Origin of the sequence: Enterococcus sp. DIV2453a (assembly GCF_050533535.1) — a bacterium.
Lineage (GTDB): Bacteria > Bacillota > Bacilli > Lactobacillales > Enterococcaceae > Enterococcus > Enterococcus faecalis.
The window spans coordinates 729,472-745,661 of sequence record NZ_CP172899.1 but is presented as its reverse complement, the minus strand read 5'-3'; the positions used below and the strand labels follow the sequence as shown (position 1 = coordinate 745,661).

General features: G+C 36.6%; 19 protein-coding genes and 1 other annotated feature. Of the genes, 3 read left to right on the top strand and 16 right to left on the bottom strand.

All coding sequences use genetic code 11. The annotated features are described in order from the left end of the window. Window positions 1-19 precede the first annotated feature (19 nt). The 9 genes from IGK03_RS03670 to IGK03_RS03630 all read right to left on the bottom strand — a co-directional run bounded on the left by IGK03_RS03670 (window position 20) and on the right by IGK03_RS03630 (window position 9,049). On the bottom strand, window positions 20-241 hold the full coding sequence (locus IGK03_RS03670) for a hypothetical protein (RefSeq protein WP_002366304.1): 222 nt from the start codon (window positions 239-241) through the stop codon (window positions 20-22). A gap of 99 nt (window positions 242-340) precedes the next feature. Continuing rightward, window positions 341-2,350, bottom strand: coding sequence for a methionine--tRNA ligase (gene metG, locus IGK03_RS03665; protein WP_002355813.1), 2,010 nt, complete (start codon window positions 2,348-2,350; stop codon window positions 341-343). Window positions 2,351-2,537: 187 nt separating this feature from the next. Further along, window positions 2,538-3,929 carry an amino acid permease gene (locus IGK03_RS03660; RefSeq protein ID WP_002361373.1) on the bottom strand — a complete coding sequence of 464 codons (1,392 nt, stop codon included), beginning with the start codon at window positions 3,927-3,929 and terminating at the stop codon, window positions 2,538-2,540. A 40-nt stretch (window positions 3,930-3,969) separates the two neighbouring features. Then, window positions 3,970-4,833 carry a GRP family sugar transporter gene (locus IGK03_RS03655; RefSeq protein ID WP_002355811.1) on the bottom strand — a complete coding sequence of 288 codons (864 nt, stop codon included), beginning with the start codon at window positions 4,831-4,833 and terminating at the stop codon, window positions 3,970-3,972. Between the two features lie 147 nt (window positions 4,834-4,980). Further along, complete coding sequence (sapS, locus tag IGK03_RS03650) at window positions 4,981-6,006, bottom strand: two-component system sensor histidine kinase SapS (protein ID WP_002361370.1); 1,026 nt, start codon at window positions 6,004-6,006, stop codon at window positions 4,981-4,983. A 13-nt stretch (window positions 6,007-6,019) separates the two neighbouring features. After that, a complete protein-coding gene (gene sapR, locus IGK03_RS03645) occupies window positions 6,020-6,694 on the bottom strand; it encodes a two-component system response regulator SapR (RefSeq protein WP_002355809.1) in 675 nt (224 codons plus the stop codon). 88 nt (window positions 6,695-6,782) lie between these two features. Next, window positions 6,783-7,007 carry a hypothetical protein gene (locus tag IGK03_RS03640; protein ID WP_002355808.1) on the bottom strand — a complete coding sequence of 75 codons (225 nt, stop codon included), beginning with the start codon at window positions 7,005-7,007 and terminating at the stop codon, window positions 6,783-6,785. 274 nt (window positions 7,008-7,281) lie between these two features. Next, window positions 7,282-8,154, bottom strand: coding sequence for a VOC family protein (locus IGK03_RS03635; RefSeq protein WP_430602474.1), 873 nt, complete (start codon window positions 8,152-8,154; stop codon window positions 7,282-7,284). 64 nt (window positions 8,155-8,218) lie between these two features. After that, window positions 8,219-9,049, bottom strand: a complete 831-nt coding sequence (locus IGK03_RS03630; RefSeq protein WP_002361368.1) for a LysR family transcriptional regulator — start codon at window positions 9,047-9,049, stop codon at window positions 8,219-8,221. Window positions 9,050-9,161: 112 nt separating this feature from the next. Between IGK03_RS03630 and IGK03_RS03625 the strand changes: the two genes are divergently transcribed. After that, complete coding sequence (locus IGK03_RS03625) at window positions 9,162-10,190, top strand: YeiH family protein (protein ID WP_002383354.1); 1,029 nt, start codon at window positions 9,162-9,164, stop codon at window positions 10,188-10,190. A 110-nt stretch (window positions 10,191-10,300) separates the two neighbouring features. Continuing rightward, complete coding sequence (locus tag IGK03_RS03620) at window positions 10,301-11,476, top strand: SulP family inorganic anion transporter (protein WP_010775669.1); 1,176 nt, start codon at window positions 10,301-10,303, stop codon at window positions 11,474-11,476. Window positions 11,477-11,491: 15 nt separating this feature from the next. On the opposite strand, the gene IGK03_RS03615 is transcribed toward IGK03_RS03620, so the two are convergent. The 3 genes from IGK03_RS03615 to IGK03_RS03605 all read right to left on the bottom strand — a co-directional run bounded on the left by IGK03_RS03615 (window position 11,492) and on the right by IGK03_RS03605 (window position 12,944). Beyond that, window positions 11,492-12,007 (bottom strand): GrpB family protein, encoded by a 516-nt coding sequence (locus IGK03_RS03615; RefSeq protein ID WP_010775668.1) that lies wholly within the window; start codon window positions 12,005-12,007, stop codon window positions 11,492-11,494. A gap of 17 nt (window positions 12,008-12,024) precedes the next feature. Further along, entirely contained in the window at window positions 12,025-12,519 is a 495-nt protein-coding gene (locus tag IGK03_RS03610) for a GNAT family N-acetyltransferase (RefSeq protein ID WP_002368164.1), read from the bottom strand. 65 nt (window positions 12,520-12,584) lie between these two features. Continuing rightward, on the bottom strand, window positions 12,585-12,944 hold the full coding sequence (locus tag IGK03_RS03605) for a DUF1304 domain-containing protein (RefSeq protein WP_002370721.1): 360 nt from the start codon (window positions 12,942-12,944) through the stop codon (window positions 12,585-12,587). A gap of 67 nt (window positions 12,945-13,011) precedes the next feature. Between IGK03_RS03605 and IGK03_RS03600 the strand changes: the two genes are divergently transcribed. Further along, on the top strand, window positions 13,012-13,392 hold the full coding sequence (locus IGK03_RS03600) for an MmcQ/YjbR family DNA-binding protein (RefSeq protein WP_002393469.1): 381 nt from the start codon (window positions 13,012-13,014) through the stop codon (window positions 13,390-13,392). A 47-nt stretch (window positions 13,393-13,439) separates the two neighbouring features. On the opposite strand, the gene rplT is transcribed toward IGK03_RS03600, so the two are convergent. From rplT to IGK03_RS03580, 4 genes are all read right to left on the bottom strand, one after another. Beyond that, on the bottom strand, window positions 13,440-13,799 hold the full coding sequence (rplT, locus tag IGK03_RS03595; RefSeq protein ID WP_002355799.1) for a 50S ribosomal protein L20: 360 nt from the start codon (window positions 13,797-13,799) through the stop codon (window positions 13,440-13,442). Window positions 13,800-13,859: 60 nt separating this feature from the next. Then, window positions 13,860-14,060, bottom strand: coding sequence for a 50S ribosomal protein L35 (gene rpmI / locus IGK03_RS03590; RefSeq protein ID WP_002355798.1), 201 nt, complete (start codon window positions 14,058-14,060; stop codon window positions 13,860-13,862). 113 nt (window positions 14,061-14,173) lie between these two features. Further along, window positions 14,174-14,695, bottom strand: coding sequence for a translation initiation factor IF-3 (gene infC, locus IGK03_RS03585; RefSeq protein ID WP_002355797.1), 522 nt, complete (start codon window positions 14,693-14,695; stop codon window positions 14,174-14,176). 54 nt (window positions 14,696-14,749) lie between these two features. Further along, window positions 14,750-14,881 (bottom strand) — a sequence feature (ribosomal protein L20 leader region). A 213-nt stretch (window positions 14,882-15,094) separates the two neighbouring features. Beyond that, window positions 15,095-16,165, bottom strand: a complete 1,071-nt coding sequence (locus IGK03_RS03580; protein ID WP_010775667.1) for an RNA-guided endonuclease TnpB family protein — start codon at window positions 16,163-16,165, stop codon at window positions 15,095-15,097. Window positions 16,166-16,190: the final 25 nt, after the last annotated feature.

The window sequence follows — 16,190 nt, the reverse complement described above, 5'->3', positions numbered from 1 at the left end:
AGGCTTTTCTTCGATTCTTTTAATTTAAAAATTCGTTGATTTTCGATTTTAGGACGTCGATAATATTATTTACTTCTATATCGCCACTTTCTATTTTTTTCCACAAAACAAAGCCCCAAATAATTATATTTATCGTAACTAAAGCACCAATAATACGTTTATTCCTAGCAGATGTATAGGCCTTTCTCCATTTTGGATCATTTTTACGTCTTTTTAAAAATTCATAAGTATGATAAGCCATCAAACTTCCCCCACATCAAATCACTTTTCTTCTAGTATACAAAAAAAGTAGTAAAGATAAAAGGTTACAATTCACCTTTTATCTTTACTACTTATGCTTTTATGCGATTCCTGCACCATTTGGCATTTCTTTTGGTGCTTCAACAATTTGAAGTTTACCTTCTGGTGATTCAGCTGAAAGAATCATTCCTTGGCTAATTTGACCACGCATTTTTCTTGGTTTTAAGTTAGCCACAATAACTACTTTTTTGCCAATTAGCGCAGCTGGATCTGGATAAAATTCAGCAATACCTGAAAGAATTTGACGATGGTTTTCATCTCCAGCATCTAAACGGAATTGCAATAATTTATCTGCTCCTTTGACTTTTTTGCAGTCAATAACTTCGGCAACTTTTAATTCCACTTTATCGAAATCATCGTACTTAATTTGTTTTTCTTTCGTTGAAACTAACGTTGTTTCTTCTGGATTCCATTTAATATCCTCTTCTGTAGCACTTTCGCTTTGGGACATTTTCTTTTGAATATACGTTACTTCTGTTTCAATTTCTAAACGTGGGAAAATAGGTGTTCCTTTACTTGTTACTGTTACGTCTGTTGGGAACTCACCAAAATGAATATTTTCCATGTTCATTGTTTCTGGATCTAAGCCCAATTGTTCGAAAATTTTCCCTGGTGTTTCTGTCATGACTGGTTGCAATAAAATTGCCACAATTCGTAAGCTTTCCGCTAAATGGATCATGACACTTTCTAATTCGTTGCGTTTCTCTTCTTCTTTAGCCAATACCCAAGGCGCTGTTTCATCAATATATTTATTTGCACGAGAAACTAGCGTCCAGATTTCTGCAATGGCCGTATTAAATTCCATTTTTTCCATTGCTTCATGATATTTTCCAATAACATTCGCCGCAGTTGTCGATAGTTCACTATCAAATGGGGTAACTTTTGAAGCATAGGCTGGTACTTTGCCATCACAATATTTATTAATCATCGCAATTGTTCGATTCAACAAGTTTCCTAAGTCATTAGCTAAATCATAATTTAAGCGAGAAACGAAATCTTCTGGTGTAAAGACGCCATCACTACCAAATGGAATTGCTCGTAATAAATAATAACGTAACGCATCTAGACCGTAGCGTTCTACTAACATTTCAGGGTAAACAACATTTCCTTTAGATTTAGACATTTTTCCGTCTTTCATCAATAACCAACCATGTCCAAAGACTTTTTTCGGTAATGGTAAATCCAAGGCCATTAACATAATTGGCCAATAAATCGTATGGAAACGCACGATTTCTTTCCCAACCATTTGCACGTTCGCAGGCCAATATTTTTGGAATAATGAATCATCTTCTGAGCCGTAACCTAGTGCTGTAATATAGTTTGACAACGCATCAATCCATACGTAAACCACATGTTTTGGATCATTTTTTAATGGAATTCCCCAAGAAAAAGTCGTTCTTGAAACGGCTAAATCTTCTAATCCCGGTTTGATGAAGTTATTTAGCATCTCATTTTTACGAGATTCTGGTTGAATAAATTCTGGATGTTCTTCGTAATATTGTACCAAGCGATCCGCATATTTACTCATGCGGAAGAAATAGGATTCTTCTTTAACTAATTCGACTTCGTGACCACTTGGTGCTTTCCCACCAATGACATTGCCTTCATCGTCACGATATACTTCAGCTAATTGTGTTTCAGTGAAAAATTCTTCATCAGAAACTGAATACCAACCTTCATACTCTCCAAGGTAGATATCTCCTTGTTCTACTAAACGATCAAAAATTTGTTGCACGGCTGCCATGTGATAATCATCCGTTGTCCGAATAAATTTATCATAGCTGATATCTAATGTTTTCCATAATTTTTGAACATCTGCTGCCATTTTATCAACGTACTCTTTTGGTGTCACATTCAACTCAGCAGCTTTTTTTTCAATTTTTTGGCCATGTTCATCCACACCTGTTAAATAAAATACATCAAAACCCATTAAACGCTTGTAACGGGCCATTGCATCGCAGGCGATTGTTGTATATGAATTCCCAATATGTAACTTCCCACTTGGGTAATAAATTGGGGTGGTAATATAAAATGTTTCTTTCTGTGACATACAGAAAAAACCTCCTTTAGTCATTTTCCTAAACCCTCAGGATTTACTCCTAAACAGTATACCATAATTAGACATTATTAAACTATATTTCTTGTCGGTTTTCTCTTGAAAATGAAGAAAATGCCAGAAAGAAAAGAGAGAAACACCTGTCTATTTGACAAGTATTCCTCTCTTTTTTCGTTCATTTTTATTCTTTTGTCTCGAAACGAACGATACTATGGTGACGTCCATAAAAGAAATAAATAGCCAAACCAATCACTACGGCTACGCCAAATACTTGCCAAGTAGCTAAAGACAATTGGAACATCAGAGCGGCGCAAACCACGATTGAAATTAATGGTAGAACCGGCACAAGCGGTACTTTAAATTCACCTGCTTGCGGTTCTCCTTTCATTGTCCGTAATTTGATAATTCCTAAAGCGAGAAACATCAGATAAAAGAGTGTCACGATATTTGTAAGTTCAGCCAACATCTCCATTGGAACAACACCAGCAAAAACCATTGCTAAAAATCCAGCTACATAGGTTGCATTCTTAGGTGTGTGCCGCTTCTCATCGATTTTGCTCATAAACTGCGGCAATAATCCATCTTTACTAATCGCATAAATCACACGGGCTAAACTATACATCATCGCAATCGTCACTGTTAATAAGGTTAAAATAGCACCAACTGAAATGATTGTCGCAATTGCGCCATGATTAATGAAGCGCATCGCAAAAGCCACCGGATCCTTGACCCCTAAATCCGTAAATGGAACAATCCCAGTTAAAACTAACGTAACAACAATATATAACAATGTTGAAATAATAATGGAACCAATAATCCCTTTTGGAATATCTTTTTTCGGATTCTTCACTTCCTCCGCGGCCATGCTAACCGCATCAAACCCTAGAAAGGCAAAGAAAACTAAGGCAGCACCACTGAAAACGCCTGAAAAACCATAAGGAATAAATGGTTGCCAGTTCGTTGGTTTCACATAAAAGATTCCCACGAGAACAAATAATAAAATAATCCCAAACTTCACGAAAACCATTAAGTTATTTAAACGTAACGCTGTTTTCGCTTCTAAAGATACCCAAAAAGTTACGGCTACAACGACCAACATGGCAATCAAATCAATATATGTACCATTTGTTGGATTATAAGCGCCACTTAACGCTTGCGGCAAAGAAAAACCTAAGCTATCCAAAAAGCCATGGACATAGCCTGACCAACCTGAAGCAACGGATGAAACCGCCAAGAAAAACTCACAAATAATCATCCAACCAGTCATCCAAGCCACAATTTCTCCAAAGACCACATACATGTAGGCATACGGCCCGCCAATGACCGGAATACGCGATGCAAATTCTGCATAACATAAACCAGATAAAATAATCGCGGCTGCTGCTACCAGAAATGATAAGACGAGCCCTGGACCTGCATAGCGTTCCGCTGCGACACCTGTCACAACAAAAATCCCTGTTCCTACTACAGCCCCAATTCCTAGAAAAATTAAGTCCATCGTCTTAAGATTTTTTTTCATCCCACCACTGTCATTGACAGGCACAGTGATTTCTTTTTTTCTAAAAATAGACATGTGTTTACCCCCGTAAAAAAAATAAGCGTAAATAAACTATTTACGCTTTCATATACCCTAAAAGAATACCACCTAGAATAACAAAAATGCAACCAAAAATAACATAAAACATTTCTTTTTTTGATTTTCTTTCTCCTAAAAGGAAGATGCCTCCAAGAGTCGAAATAATAATCCCCATTTGTGATAAAGAGAAGCTAATAGCTAAGCCAATTTCACGCATGGTTAATAACATACAAATATTTCCTAAGCCCCAAAGCAGACCCGTCGTCATATTCATCCAAACAAAACGATCAACTTTGACTTTTTTGAAGGCAAAGAAACTAGCCCCCACTAACATACCAATACTTTGTGGCAAAATAATTCCCCACGGATCTAAACCAGTGGCATTAATAATGATGGTATAGACGCCATACCCAACTGTTGAGAAAATCAACGCCCGAATCCCTTTATTAAAATCTAACATACTGTTTGAGGTTTTCGGTTGACTATCATCATCTTGTCGAGCTGTTAAATACACCCCAAAAACTAAAAAGGCTAAAGCGATAAAGCCTACAACAAAGTCTTTTGTTTTTGTCCATTCATGGAAAAAAACAGCCCCTGCAACGGTATTAACAACTAACTGCATCCCAGTTGAAATTGGTAAGCCAACTGAAACGCCCATATATTTCATGCTATGAAATTGTTGATTCTGTCCCAAACTCCAGAATAAACCAGATATAAATCCAACAATTAATGTGGCTGTCGTCAACGTAGGCTGGATAACAAAAAAGACAACAATTGAAAATAGTAATGCGCCGATTGTCATACCTAACGTTTGTTGATTGGCGCTTCCACCAATTTTACCGCTGACTAAACCAATACTGCCCCACGCAATCATGGGCACTAAAGCGATAAGTAAACTCATAATATTCTCCTAACAAATTTATTTCATTTCATTCTAACAATAAAAACGTTTTCTAAACAACTAAGAAGAGTAAGAGAAGTTAGCAAGAAAGTTTTAATAAATAAAAAAAGGCCTATCACCTCTTTAGTTTGCTGATAGACCTACTTTTTATTTCACTTCATTATAATAACTGAGGGAAGGGAAAAACAATGTCATCGTCGTACCTTGCCCTTCTGTCGATTCGACTGTTAAATCATGACCTAACTTTTTCGCTAAGCTATGGGCCAAATACAGGCCAAGACCAGTCGAATGCTGTTCGCTTTTTCGCCCGTTTTCACCAGTAAATCCTTTATCGAAAATGCGTCGTTGATCTTGTGTCGGAATGCCAATCCCAGAATCTTTTAAAGATAAATAAATACCTTGTTTATTTTTGGAAATTAGGACCGTAATCGTGCCGCCTTCTGGCGTATACTTGACTGCATTACTTAATAATTGGCGGAAAATAAAAATGACCCATTTTCGGTCGGTTAAAACCGCTTCATCTTCCCCTTCAATTGAGAATTGCAATCTTTTTTGGATAAAATAATTTGCTTGCGTACGAACAACAGATTGCACAATTTCTTTTAAAGAATATTCTTGGAGTAAATAATCTCGAGAAAAGCTGTCCAGTCTAGCATAATATAGGACTTGCTCGACATATTCATCAATTTTCCCTAACTCATTTTCCAATAGATAATATTTTTTCTCTGGAATATCATCTTCGACGGATTGTACCAGTAACGTGATAGCCGCTAGGGGGACTTTGATTTCATGAACCCAAGAGTCAATGTAATCTTTTTGGTCCTGTTGGTTGTTAATTGCTTGCTGCATGGTTTGTTGGTGCTCTTGCAATAAACCGTTAATATACGTTTGGACAAGTAGTTCTTCTTCTTTTTCTGCTGTATTCAAATATTCTTGTAAAGAAGGCGGCTCTTTTTCCGTTGCCAACGAAAGCCACCACTTACGTTTTAAATAATAATCAATTGTTAAAAATAGCGATAAAAAAACACTTTGCAGTAAAAAGATATAGCCAACCACTGTCCAATCTAAGCGGACATTAGGAGCCAACCATAAAATAAAACAAGTTAAGAACAGAAAAAATAACCAACCAATTAGTAATAACCAGCGATCTTTTAAATACTTTAGAATGGTCATTGTCTACTCCTATCTAGGGCACCATATAACCGACGCCCACTTTGGTTTCAATATAGCCAGCAATCCCTGCTTGCTCAATTTTTTTTCGTAAACGATTGATATTTACCGTCAACGTATTGTCATCCACAAAACGTTCATCATCCCATAAAGCGCGCAATAGTTTTTCACGTGTTAAAATTTTTCCGTGCTTTTTCATTAAAAGATACAGTAATCGGTATTCATTTTTACTTAAATCGATCATTTCGCCTTTGATTTCCATTCGTCCATTGTCCACATTTAAAGTAATGCCATTATGTGAAAGCACTTCACTATCCGTATCGGAATAGTTATAAGAGCGGCGCAACAAAGCATTGATTTTAGCAATTAAAACATCTATCTGGAACGGTTTTGTAACAAAATCATCCGCGCCCATGTTCATCGCCATAATCATATCCATATTGGTACTACGACTCGAAATAAAAATAATTGGTACTTTAGAAACTTCACGAATTTTTTGACACCAATAGTACCCGTCGTACACAGGTAAATTAATATCCATCAAGACTAATTGAGGATTCTCCTCTTGAAAATCATCCAATACATCATTAAAATCGGTTGTTCCAATCGTTTCAAATTGCCATTTTTGTAATTCCTCGCTAATTAATTCTCGAATGGTTGTTTCATCTTCGACAATCATGATTTTAGCCATGCAATCCCACCTCTTTTATTTCTAAATTTTCATCTTTCTTATCCTAACAAACTTCATTCTTTTTGGATATAGGACTTTATGATGATTTTTACACTATTTCAAAAATAGGCGCTAATAATTCCCATTCTGATAACATGATGAATTTACCAACAAAAGCAAAAATACCATCTAATAATAACACAGACATATTGATTCCTAATACAATAGAAGCTTTTTCGACAATTGGCATGGACTTTTTATTTTTCAAAATAAGATATAAAACAAAGTTCGTTCCATAAGTAAAAACTGTTAACAACACAATTAACTCAATCATTTTACCACTTCCTATTTTGGACTTTTCATTTTTCCTTCAATAATTTACTACTCTTAATTATAGCATAATCTTATAAAAAAATCGGCAGAGTCCTAACCATTAAGATAAACAACAGAATAGAAGTGGCTTCTTTGGAACTCGCAAGAATCGAGCCTTTTTTAAGAGTTGAAGGTCTTGATCCTTAAAAGACAAGTCCTTCAACTCTAGTATGTTCCATGTATTGGAATTGATACCAACGTACCAAAGTGTAGTGGATCAGACAACCTCAGTTTTTCTAATGATTATATTTGTCATACACTTCTTTTAACTGGTTTAAATCTATTTTTTTCATTTGGTACAATTTTTTGGTCACTTCATTTGCTCTAGCTGGATTTGAGTCAGATAAATAACGTTTCAGTTCAGGATTGCCTGTTTGCCAACTGACTCCAAATTGATCTTCCATCCAGCCACACGGCCATTCTTTCCCTTTAGCAGTCACTTGTTGCCATAGCCGATCTATTTCCTCCTGATTTTCACAATCAATATAAATGGAGAAAGCCATGGTAAAATCAAAGTCATGTTTATCTCGTGCATCCATTACTCGAAACGGTTGCTCCTGTAATGTGAAAAGTGCTTGCGCAATGTTCCCATCTTCATATTCAACTTTTTCAATTATTTCGCCTGGACCGAAAATCGCCAACCATTCTGATAGAGCTTTGGCTGCTTCGCCATATTTTTCATTAGCAAACATAAAGGTTGGTACAATTGTTTGTTCTTTTCCTGAAAAAGACACTTGCCAAGAGACACCAAATTTGTCCACTACCCAACCATATAAACGACTAAAAGGATATTCCCCAAAAGGCATCAATATCTGTCCATCTGTTGTTAAATTTTTCCACAACGTTTCTGTTTGTGGTAATGTTGTACATTCAACAAAAAATGAACTAGCTGGCGTAAAGGAAAATTCTGGTCCGCCATTTAAACCAATGATTGTTTGGTTCGCCAAGGTAAATTCAATGGTCATTAATGATGTTCCTTGAGGTTGGTGCTCCTCATTAACGTAGTTCGTTTTACTTAGAATCGCACCTTTTTCAAAGATTGTTGTATAGAAGTTAGCAGCTTCTTCCGCTTGTGTGTCAAACCATAAACAAGGTGAAAATTTAGGCATTGTGGTTCCCTCCTTCGTTTTCTTTAGTGTAGTCAAAGATTGATAAATAAACAAAGAGAACGTTTTAGTATTTATTCATTTCCGTCTGATAGAATCGATAAATTGCTTGTTTTACTTCTTGAAGCAAGGAGGATTTTAAATGTCCCCGTGTCAAAAAATAAAAGGAACGCCAGTACTTTTCACCTAACGTTTGGAAAGGAATTTTTTCAGTAATCGCTTTTCTTGAAAGCAACGATTGCCCCATGCCCAATTCCAACATTTTAACAATCATTTCATTATTTTTAACCGTCATGAGTGTTGGGCTTTGATTACTTTCTTCTAAATACTGTTGGGTATAATGAAAGACCCCAGAATCCTTTTCACGCACCAACCAATTCTGATTGGCAGGGTCCCCAGCTAAAACCAATTGATCCTGAATAATTTCTTCACGAGAGGCGCCTTTCGTAATTAATGGTTTTTCGATAAAGCCAAAATCAACTTGATGTTTTTCAACTTTTTCCACTACTTCTTCTGAATTGTTCATTTCTAAAACAAAATTGATCGTTGCATACTTTGTCTGTAAATGTTGCATCAGTTGCGGCAAATAATAAACTGCAAAAGTATTAGATGCAGCAATTCGGCAAGTTTCTTTAGGTAATCTCGCCTGATGAAGAGCTGTTAATGTTTCTTGCCAATCATCAGCTAAATTTAGCAAACGATTATACAAGACTTCCGCTTGCCTAGTAGGGACTACATCTTGTCGACCATTTCTTAAAAACAATGAACAGCCTAATTCTTCTTCTAATTGTTTGATTTGATTAGAAACGGCTGGTTGTGAGATATATAAGCAGGTAGCTGCTTTGGAAAAGTTCATTTGCTCATATACAATTTGAAACGTCTTTAATAATTTAAACATAGGTATCCTTTCGATAACTTTCTATTATAAATATTATTTTAACTATTTATTTCTCAAATGTAAAAAATTTCGTTATACTGGAAGTAATGAACAAGAAAGAGAGATTTTTTCAATGAAAAATTCAGAAAATGATTATATCCAATCTTTATTACAAATTCTTCCCGGCTTGCTAACAGCTTTCCTTGTCGCCTGCCTTAGCAAGTTTTTTGCCATCTGGTTACCTAGCTTAGGCGCCGCAACGATAGCTATTTTACTAGGAATCTTTTTGGGAAATACCTTTGTTCGCGGTGCCAATTTAAATCGCGGAACCAAAGTAGCCGAAAGTAAATTACTAGAATTTTCTGTTGTTTTATTGGGAACCACCGTGACCTTTCAAACGATTGCCCAAATTGGCTTACAAGGTGTCGCATTTATTCTCATTCAAATGTCGCTGACCATTATTTTTGCCTATTTGATCGGTAAAAAACTGGCTTTTTCTGATAATATGTCTTTATTGATGGCTGGTGGTAATGCCGTTTGTGGATCCTCTGCCATTGCTTCGATTGCTCCAGCAATTCAAGCAGATGAGGAAGAAAAAGGCCAAATCATTACTTTAGTAAACTTATTAGGTACCGTTTTAATGTTGACCTTACCCATTTTAAGTGGGATTCTCTATGGTACCAATTTGTTGGCTCGTAGCGCACTAATCGGAGGGACTTTACAATCAGTTGGTCAGGTTGTCGCCAGTGCCAATATGGTCAATGAGAACGCAGTTCAACTTGCGATGCTCTTTAAAATTATGCGGATTGTCCTACTCGTAGCAGTTGTCTATTTATTTGGACGTTTCAAGCAAAGTAAGACGGCAGAATCAGAGGCTGAGTTGGTAGAAGTCACCAAAAAAAGCAGTGCCCTACCTTGGTATGTAGTTGGCTTTTTCATTGCCTGTGTCTTTAATAGTTTGATTCATTTCCCCGTCGTGATCAGTGAGACTGCTCATTTCTTTAGTTCTTGGTTTGAAATTACTGCCTTGGCAGCAATCGGGTTACGACTCGATTTTAAAAAGTTTTTCCAAGAAGGCAAACGTTTCTTAATCTATGGTTTATCAGTAGGAACTGTTCAAGTCGTCCTAGCCATTTTGTTGTTGGCACTGCTACAGTTCTAATAAAAAAGTTTGACGTTAACACGTCAAACTTTTTTATTTCAGCTTATTCATGCTATTATGAATAAGGTTTTATTAACTTAAAGGTTTTATTAACTTAAAGGAGTTTTTCGATGTTATTTAGTATTAAAAAAAGCGAATGGTTAGGCAATGAACGAAATGATCTATTTGCCGGTCTCGTTTCTTCTGTCGCCATTTTACCAGAAGTAATCGGGTTTGCGATTATTGCTGGTGTTCACCCGCTTTCTGCAGTGTTTGCTTCAGCTGTTACTTTACTTGTGATTACTTTTACGGGCGGCCGTCCGGCAATGGTCTCGGCGTCTGCTGGTTCAATGGCCTTAGTCCTTGCAGGCTTAATTCAAGCACACGGTTTGTCATACATGCTTGCTGCGACTATTTTAACAGGCTTTCTACAATTTATTTTAGGTTATTTAGGTATCCATAAATTAATGCGCTTTATTCCCAAGACAGTGATGTACGGATTCGTCAATGCGTTAGCCATTTTAATTTTCATGGCGCAAGTACAACAATTGCCTCATCAAACACTGTGGTCCTACGGCATGATTATCTGTAGTATCTTACTTATTTATCTATTACCTAAGTTTATTACAATTGTGCCTCCTGCTTTAATTGTTATTTTATTCATGACTATCCTGTCCTATTTTTTAAAAGGTCATTTACAAACGGTAGGTGATCTTGGTGAAATGAGTCAGTTTCATCCAGCGATCCGTTGGCCTAATGTACCCGTCAACTTAGAAACGTTGTGGATTATTTTACCTAGCTCTGTTGCCTTAGCAATGGTCGGGTTAATTGAATCTTTATTGACGATCCCCATTGTGGACAAAATGACAGCGAGCCAAAGTGATAGCCAACGAGAAGTTAAGGCGCAAGGATTCGCTAATATAATTACCGGCTTTTTTGGTGGCCAAGCTGGCTGTGCGATGATCGGGCAAGCGGTCATTAATGTTAAATCTGGAGGACGAAAACGGCTTTCTACTTTGATTTCAGGTATTACCCTCCTTCTATTCATTTTTGTTTTTAAATCCGTGATGGTAGCCATTCCTACAGCTGCATTGATTGGGATCATGATGACGGTGGCAGTCGACACCTTTGATTGGGAAAGTTTGCAGCTTTTCCGAACTTTTGAAGTTACTGAAATTGTTATTTTACTCGTGACAGTGGGTGTGATCGTCTATACGCATAATTTAGCTATTGGAATTATTCTAGGTGTTCTTTTAAGTGGTCTTCTTTATCATTTTTTCAAAAAAGAACCAAAAAAAAGTTGCTAGCTTTAGCAACTTTTTTTATTTTTCCCAATATTTCTTCAACGCTTCTTTTTCTATTTTCTTAATGAACGCATCTTTGCCATCCATATATTTATCAATGCTATCGGGGTGTGCTTGGGCCAATTGCTTTTTTAATGTACCATAGGTTGTAGCAATTGCCGGATTTTCTCGTAAATAATTTCGAAAAGCAAGATGGCGCAAAATTTCTTGCGTATTGTCAAACTGATAAATATGCACATGATGTGTTCTTTTTATCGGGCCTTTTCGTAAATAACGACGTCCTGATAGCCCAAATTCCCCCATATATTCATAACCGATTCTTTCAAATTCCCCTTGTAACAGGTCTACTTTTTCAATTTCTTCAACAATGATCAAAAAATCAATAATTGGTTTGGCTGCTAAATTAGGCACAGAGGTACTACCGATATGTTCAATTTTAAGACAATTTTCCTTTAGAATCTGTTTCAACGCTTGGGCTTCTTCTTCAAACTGTTCCACCCAGGCTGGTTGGTATTCAGTAACGATTACCCGCATGATTTCTTCCCTCTTTTCTATATCCGTTTCATATGTAAAATAGGAAACGGATTTCCTTGAGGATCTTCCTTTGATTCACCAATTACTTGAAACCCTTGAGATTGATAGAACTTCACTGCCCCTTCATTTTGTTTATTAGCATCAACAAAGACAATTGATTCTTGCTCTATTAACTTTTTGATAATTTCTCCACCATAGCCTTTACGAAAATAGACTGGGTCAATAAATAACATTTCCAAAGTTTGTTGGTTTGTTCCACTAAACCCCACGCATTTCTGTTCTTCATTTAACCACATACTTAATTGAACTTGTTGAAAATAATCAGGTAAAACCACTTCGATTTTATCAATATCTGCCTGACTCAAAAACAAATGGGTAGCTTCTACTGAAGAACGCCATAGAGAAATTAATTGAGGATAATCGGTTTTTTTTACTTCTTTTTGGTTCAGCATTTTTAATTCCTCCCTATCTAATAAACAAAGTATACCACATTTTGTCTCTCTCAATTCTATAAAAAATAGTCAAATCTACCGTGTTTTTTCTGTCGATTTGACTGTCTCTCTATTAACTCTGATGGCTAAACAAGTAAACTAAGCAAAGCCACGATAGCTAAACCGCCTTGTGTTAAAATGATTTTTTTATCACTAGTTAAGCTACCGTACGCCGCCACTAAAATAATATAAATCAATAAAAATTTTGTCATTTCCATCGTTGCTTGCGCAAAATAGACACTATAAATAAGTCCTGCACCGATTAGTCCATTATAGATTCCTTGATTTTTAAACAATGTAGTCACTGATTTTCTTTGTAACTCTTGCTTATCCATTTTAAAAACACGGCTTGTTGTCTCAGATGTTGGTACAATCGTTTCTAAATACATAATGTAGAAAAATTCTACAGCCACCAAGGTTACTAAAATTGTTGAAATTAATGTCATCTGCTCCCTCCTCCCATTCCTTTGAACGAAGTAATTTTATGTAATTTTTGCTATGATGTAAATAGATATGCCTAGCCTTAACGAAAGGAAGAAACCTATGACTTTTCAAGAAACTATTAGCGCCTATATCCAAGAACGTTATCAGATAACGCCCGATTTCCCTTTTGAAAAACACCCAGACTATCTCGTCTTTCGTCATCCTAGAAATGCAAAATGGTTTGCTTTAATTATGCCACTGGATGCACAACTGCTCGGCGCTACCGAGAATAAGCAGCTCACTATTTTAACCGTTAAACTTGCGCCTGAATTGATTGCCTTATTAAAGAACCAACCTGGCTATTTTCCTGCCTATCATATGAATAAAGAGCATTGGTTAAGTCTTTCTGAAGAAATTCCGCTCTCACAAGTTTTTTCATTTATAGATGAAAGTTACCAACGGAGTTATTAAAAAAAAACACCCTACTCAATGAGTAGGGTGTGAAAGATTATTTAAGCTTATTTGCTTAAAGCGTCTTTTGCTTGTTCAGCTAACGCTGTAAATGCTGCTGCATCGTTAACGGCTAAGTCAGCTAACATTTTGCGGTTGATATCAATCTCTGCCAATTTCAAACCGTGCATTAATTTAGAATAGCTTAAGCCATTCATGCGAGCTGCCGCGTTGATACGTGCAATCCATAATTTACGGAAGTCACGTTTCTTTTGACGACGGTCTCTGAATGCATAGTAATAAGAGTTCATTACTTGTTCTTTTGCTGATTTAAATAAAGTATGTTTTGATCCGTAGTAGCCTTTCGCTAACTTAAGGACTTTTTTACGACGTTTACGGGTTACTGTTCCACCTTTAACACGTGCCATGTTGAATTCCTCCTAATATCTTGTTTCTCTTGACGGTAATCTAAAAGTCACCGAGTTGTTTTATTTCATTCTTGCTAATTGTTGGCGGATACGTTTGTAATCGCCTTTTGCAACCATGCTTGCTTTACGCAATTGACGGCGTTGTTTTTTAGTTTTACCGTGGAAACGGTGAGATGTAAAGGCACGGCCACGTTTTAAGCCGCCTCCACCAGTACGTTTTACACGTTTTGCTAATCCGCGGTGTGTTTTTTGTTTTGGCATGACTAATTTTCCTCCTCAAAATCTTTGCTTCAAGTGAAAGACTCTAACAGTCACAACTGTCGAATATCCTTCTTGTAGAAATTACCAAAAGTCCGAATGCTCGGTCTCTTCGTTTACTTGTCGTTTTTCGGTGCCAGCGTTAGAAACATGCTGCGTCCGTCCATTTTCGCTTTTTGTTCCACTGTGGCGATGTCCGCAGTTTCTTCAGCTAAGCGATCAAGAACTTTCTGACCAATCTCTTTATGGGTAATGGCACGGCCTTTGAAACGGATAGAAGCTTTCACTTTGTCTCCTTTTTCTAAGAACTTACGCGCATTACGAAGTTTTGTATTGAAGTCATTTACGTCAATTGTTGGACTTAAACGAACTTCTTTGACGTTGATCACTTTTTGTTTCTTGCGAGCTTCACGCTCTTTCTTTTGTTGTTCGAAACGGAATTTTCCATAATCCATAATTCGCGCAACTGGTGGTTTCGCTCCTGGCGCTACAAGTACTAAATCCAAGTTTGCAGATTCAGCGATTTGTAATGCTTCTGCTTTGGTTTTTACACCTAATTGTTCACCATCTTGTCCGATCAAACGTAACTCGCGTGCACGAATGCCGTCGTTAACCATCATATCCTTTGCTATGGTCATTCACCTCCAAAATTTTTAAGAGAAAATCCTAACGGAAGTCTGCTTTGTTTGCTAAATGCAATAAAAAAACAGGTTCCTATCCAGAACCCGCCAACAGTCTGCCTTACTTAAAAAAATAAGGAATACTTTATCTAGCCCAGCGATATACTCAACTAAGGCGAGAAGCGGGTGCTTCTGCTTTCATTTCTCAACTTCACTAGTTTACCTTAGTTTATCCTAGTTGTCAACATATTTCCTCAAAAAAAAACGAATCTAGCACTAGATTCGTTTGAACTCGTATTTTGATTATTAATAATTAGTGGACTGTCCCAATGTGACTTCCTAGAAACAAATGGTTCAACACATGGTGTACACTTTCTATCCCCTAGGCGATCCCTGTAGTCCCTACAGTTCTTCTATTTATAAGGTTTCTCGTTTAGACAAGCCACGTTCTAAGATTTTTTGGCTTCTAAGATACTCTGAATTTTCTGTACTTTCAGAAAAAGACAACTCTGTTTCGATCTCCTCTGACTCAATACAAATGAGTTCTTTGCCATACCATTGTGCTTTATACAACAGTTTAGCTAAAAATAAAGACCAAGCCAGTTCAGAACGATCATGTTTTGGCGGCCGTTCATTACTGTGATGGGCTTTTTCAATACAAATAACATCGTAACTTGAAACCAATTCCGTTGTAATTTTGTTTAAAATATCCATTCGTTGGTTGGCTATTTTTTCGCGAATTTTTGCGACTTTTATTTTTTGTTTTTGATAATTTTTTGCTTGCGAAAGATCGACACCTTTTTCCAAAGCAATCATTTTACGCTTGTTTAATTTTCGTTCTTCTTGACGTAATTTTTGCTTTAAATGCTTTGAACAATAGCTTTTTTCGAAGCTTTCACCATTCGAAAGCAGCGCAAATTTTTCCCTACTGCTACAAATTCCCACCATTTTTTGTTGCTTTGTTTTCGTTTCAATCGGCGCTTCACACAAAATGGAAACATAATAATTGTGACTCGCACTCATAGAAATAGTTACAGATTTTATCTCCCCCAGCGGTTGGCGGTGTACCTTCATTTTAATTAAAGATTTCAATTTAGGTACTTTCAAATAACGATTATCCAAAATTTTGACCGTGCCATGTTGATTGTTCGTAGTGTAGGAATGCACCGTTTCTTTCTTTTTCTTTTTTGGAAAGCCCATCCCTTTTTCCCGATAAAAATTTTTAAAGGCTCGATCCAAATAAACTTGTGCATTTGCCAAGGCTAAACTATCAACTTCTCTGAGGACAGGGTATTGTTTCTTATATTTAGCTGGCGTTGGCATTTTAAACGTTTGTTGAGGATTTTTTCGCATCTCTTTGTAGATATCAATCCGGTCTTGTAACATTAAATTATACACCAAGCGAACACAAGAAAATGTTTTTTGAATAAACTCTTCTTGTTTTGAGGTTGGATAAAGTCTGTATTTATAAGCTTTCAGAGCCTTCATCTCATAACCACCCTACCAAGATAGT

Excerpts from the sequence above, each read along its gene's own strand:
- IGK03_RS03670 (WP_002366304.1), bottom strand. The coding sequence starts at position 241 with ATGGCTTATCATACTTATGAATTTTTAAAAAGACGTAAAAATGATCCA.
- metG (WP_002355813.1), bottom strand. The coding sequence starts at position 2,350 with ATGTCACAGAAAGAAACATTTTATATTACCACCCCAATTTATTACCCA.
- IGK03_RS03660 (WP_002361373.1), bottom strand. The coding sequence starts at position 3,929 with ATGTCTATTTTTAGAAAAAAAGAAATCACTGTGCCTGTCAATGACAGT.
- IGK03_RS03655 (WP_002355811.1), bottom strand. The coding sequence starts at position 4,833 with ATGAGTTTACTTATCGCTTTAGTGCCCATGATTGCGTGGGGCAGTATT.
- sapS (WP_002361370.1), bottom strand. The coding sequence starts at position 6,006 with ATGACCATTCTAAAGTATTTAAAAGATCGCTGGTTATTACTAATTGGT.
- sapR (WP_002355809.1), bottom strand. The coding sequence starts at position 6,694 with ATGGCTAAAATCATGATTGTCGAAGATGAAACAACCATTCGAGAATTA.
- IGK03_RS03640 (WP_002355808.1), bottom strand. The coding sequence starts at position 7,007 with ATGATTGAGTTAATTGTGTTGTTAACAGTTTTTACTTATGGAACGAAC.
- IGK03_RS03635 (WP_430602474.1), bottom strand. The coding sequence starts at position 8,154 with ATGCCTAAATTTTCACCTTGTTTATGGTTTGACACACAAGCGGAAGAA.
- IGK03_RS03630 (WP_002361368.1), bottom strand. The coding sequence starts at position 9,049 with ATGTTTAAATTATTAAAGACGTTTCAAATTGTATATGAGCAAATGAAC.
- IGK03_RS03625 (WP_002383354.1), top strand. The coding sequence starts at position 9,162 with ATGAAAAATTCAGAAAATGATTATATCCAATCTTTATTACAAATTCTT.
- IGK03_RS03620 (WP_010775669.1), top strand. The coding sequence starts at position 10,301 with ATGTTATTTAGTATTAAAAAAAGCGAATGGTTAGGCAATGAACGAAAT.
- IGK03_RS03615 (WP_010775668.1), bottom strand. The coding sequence starts at position 12,007 with ATGCGGGTAATCGTTACTGAATACCAACCAGCCTGGGTGGAACAGTTT.
- IGK03_RS03605 (WP_002370721.1), bottom strand. The coding sequence starts at position 12,944 with ATGACATTAATTTCAACAATTTTAGTAACCTTGGTGGCTGTAGAATTT.
- IGK03_RS03600 (WP_002393469.1), top strand. The coding sequence starts at position 13,012 with ATGCCTAGCCTTAACGAAAGGAAGAAACCTATGACTTTTCAAGAAACT.
- rplT (WP_002355799.1), bottom strand. The coding sequence starts at position 13,799 with ATGGCACGTGTTAAAGGTGGAACAGTAACCCGTAAACGTCGTAAAAAA.
- rpmI (WP_002355798.1), bottom strand. The coding sequence starts at position 14,060 with ATGCCAAAACAAAAAACACACCGCGGATTAGCAAAACGTGTAAAACGT.
- infC (WP_002355797.1), bottom strand. The coding sequence starts at position 14,695 with ATGACCATAGCAAAGGATATGATGGTTAACGACGGCATTCGTGCACGC.
- IGK03_RS03580 (WP_010775667.1), bottom strand. The coding sequence starts at position 16,165 with ATGAAGGCTCTGAAAGCTTATAAATACAGACTTTATCCAACCTCAAAA.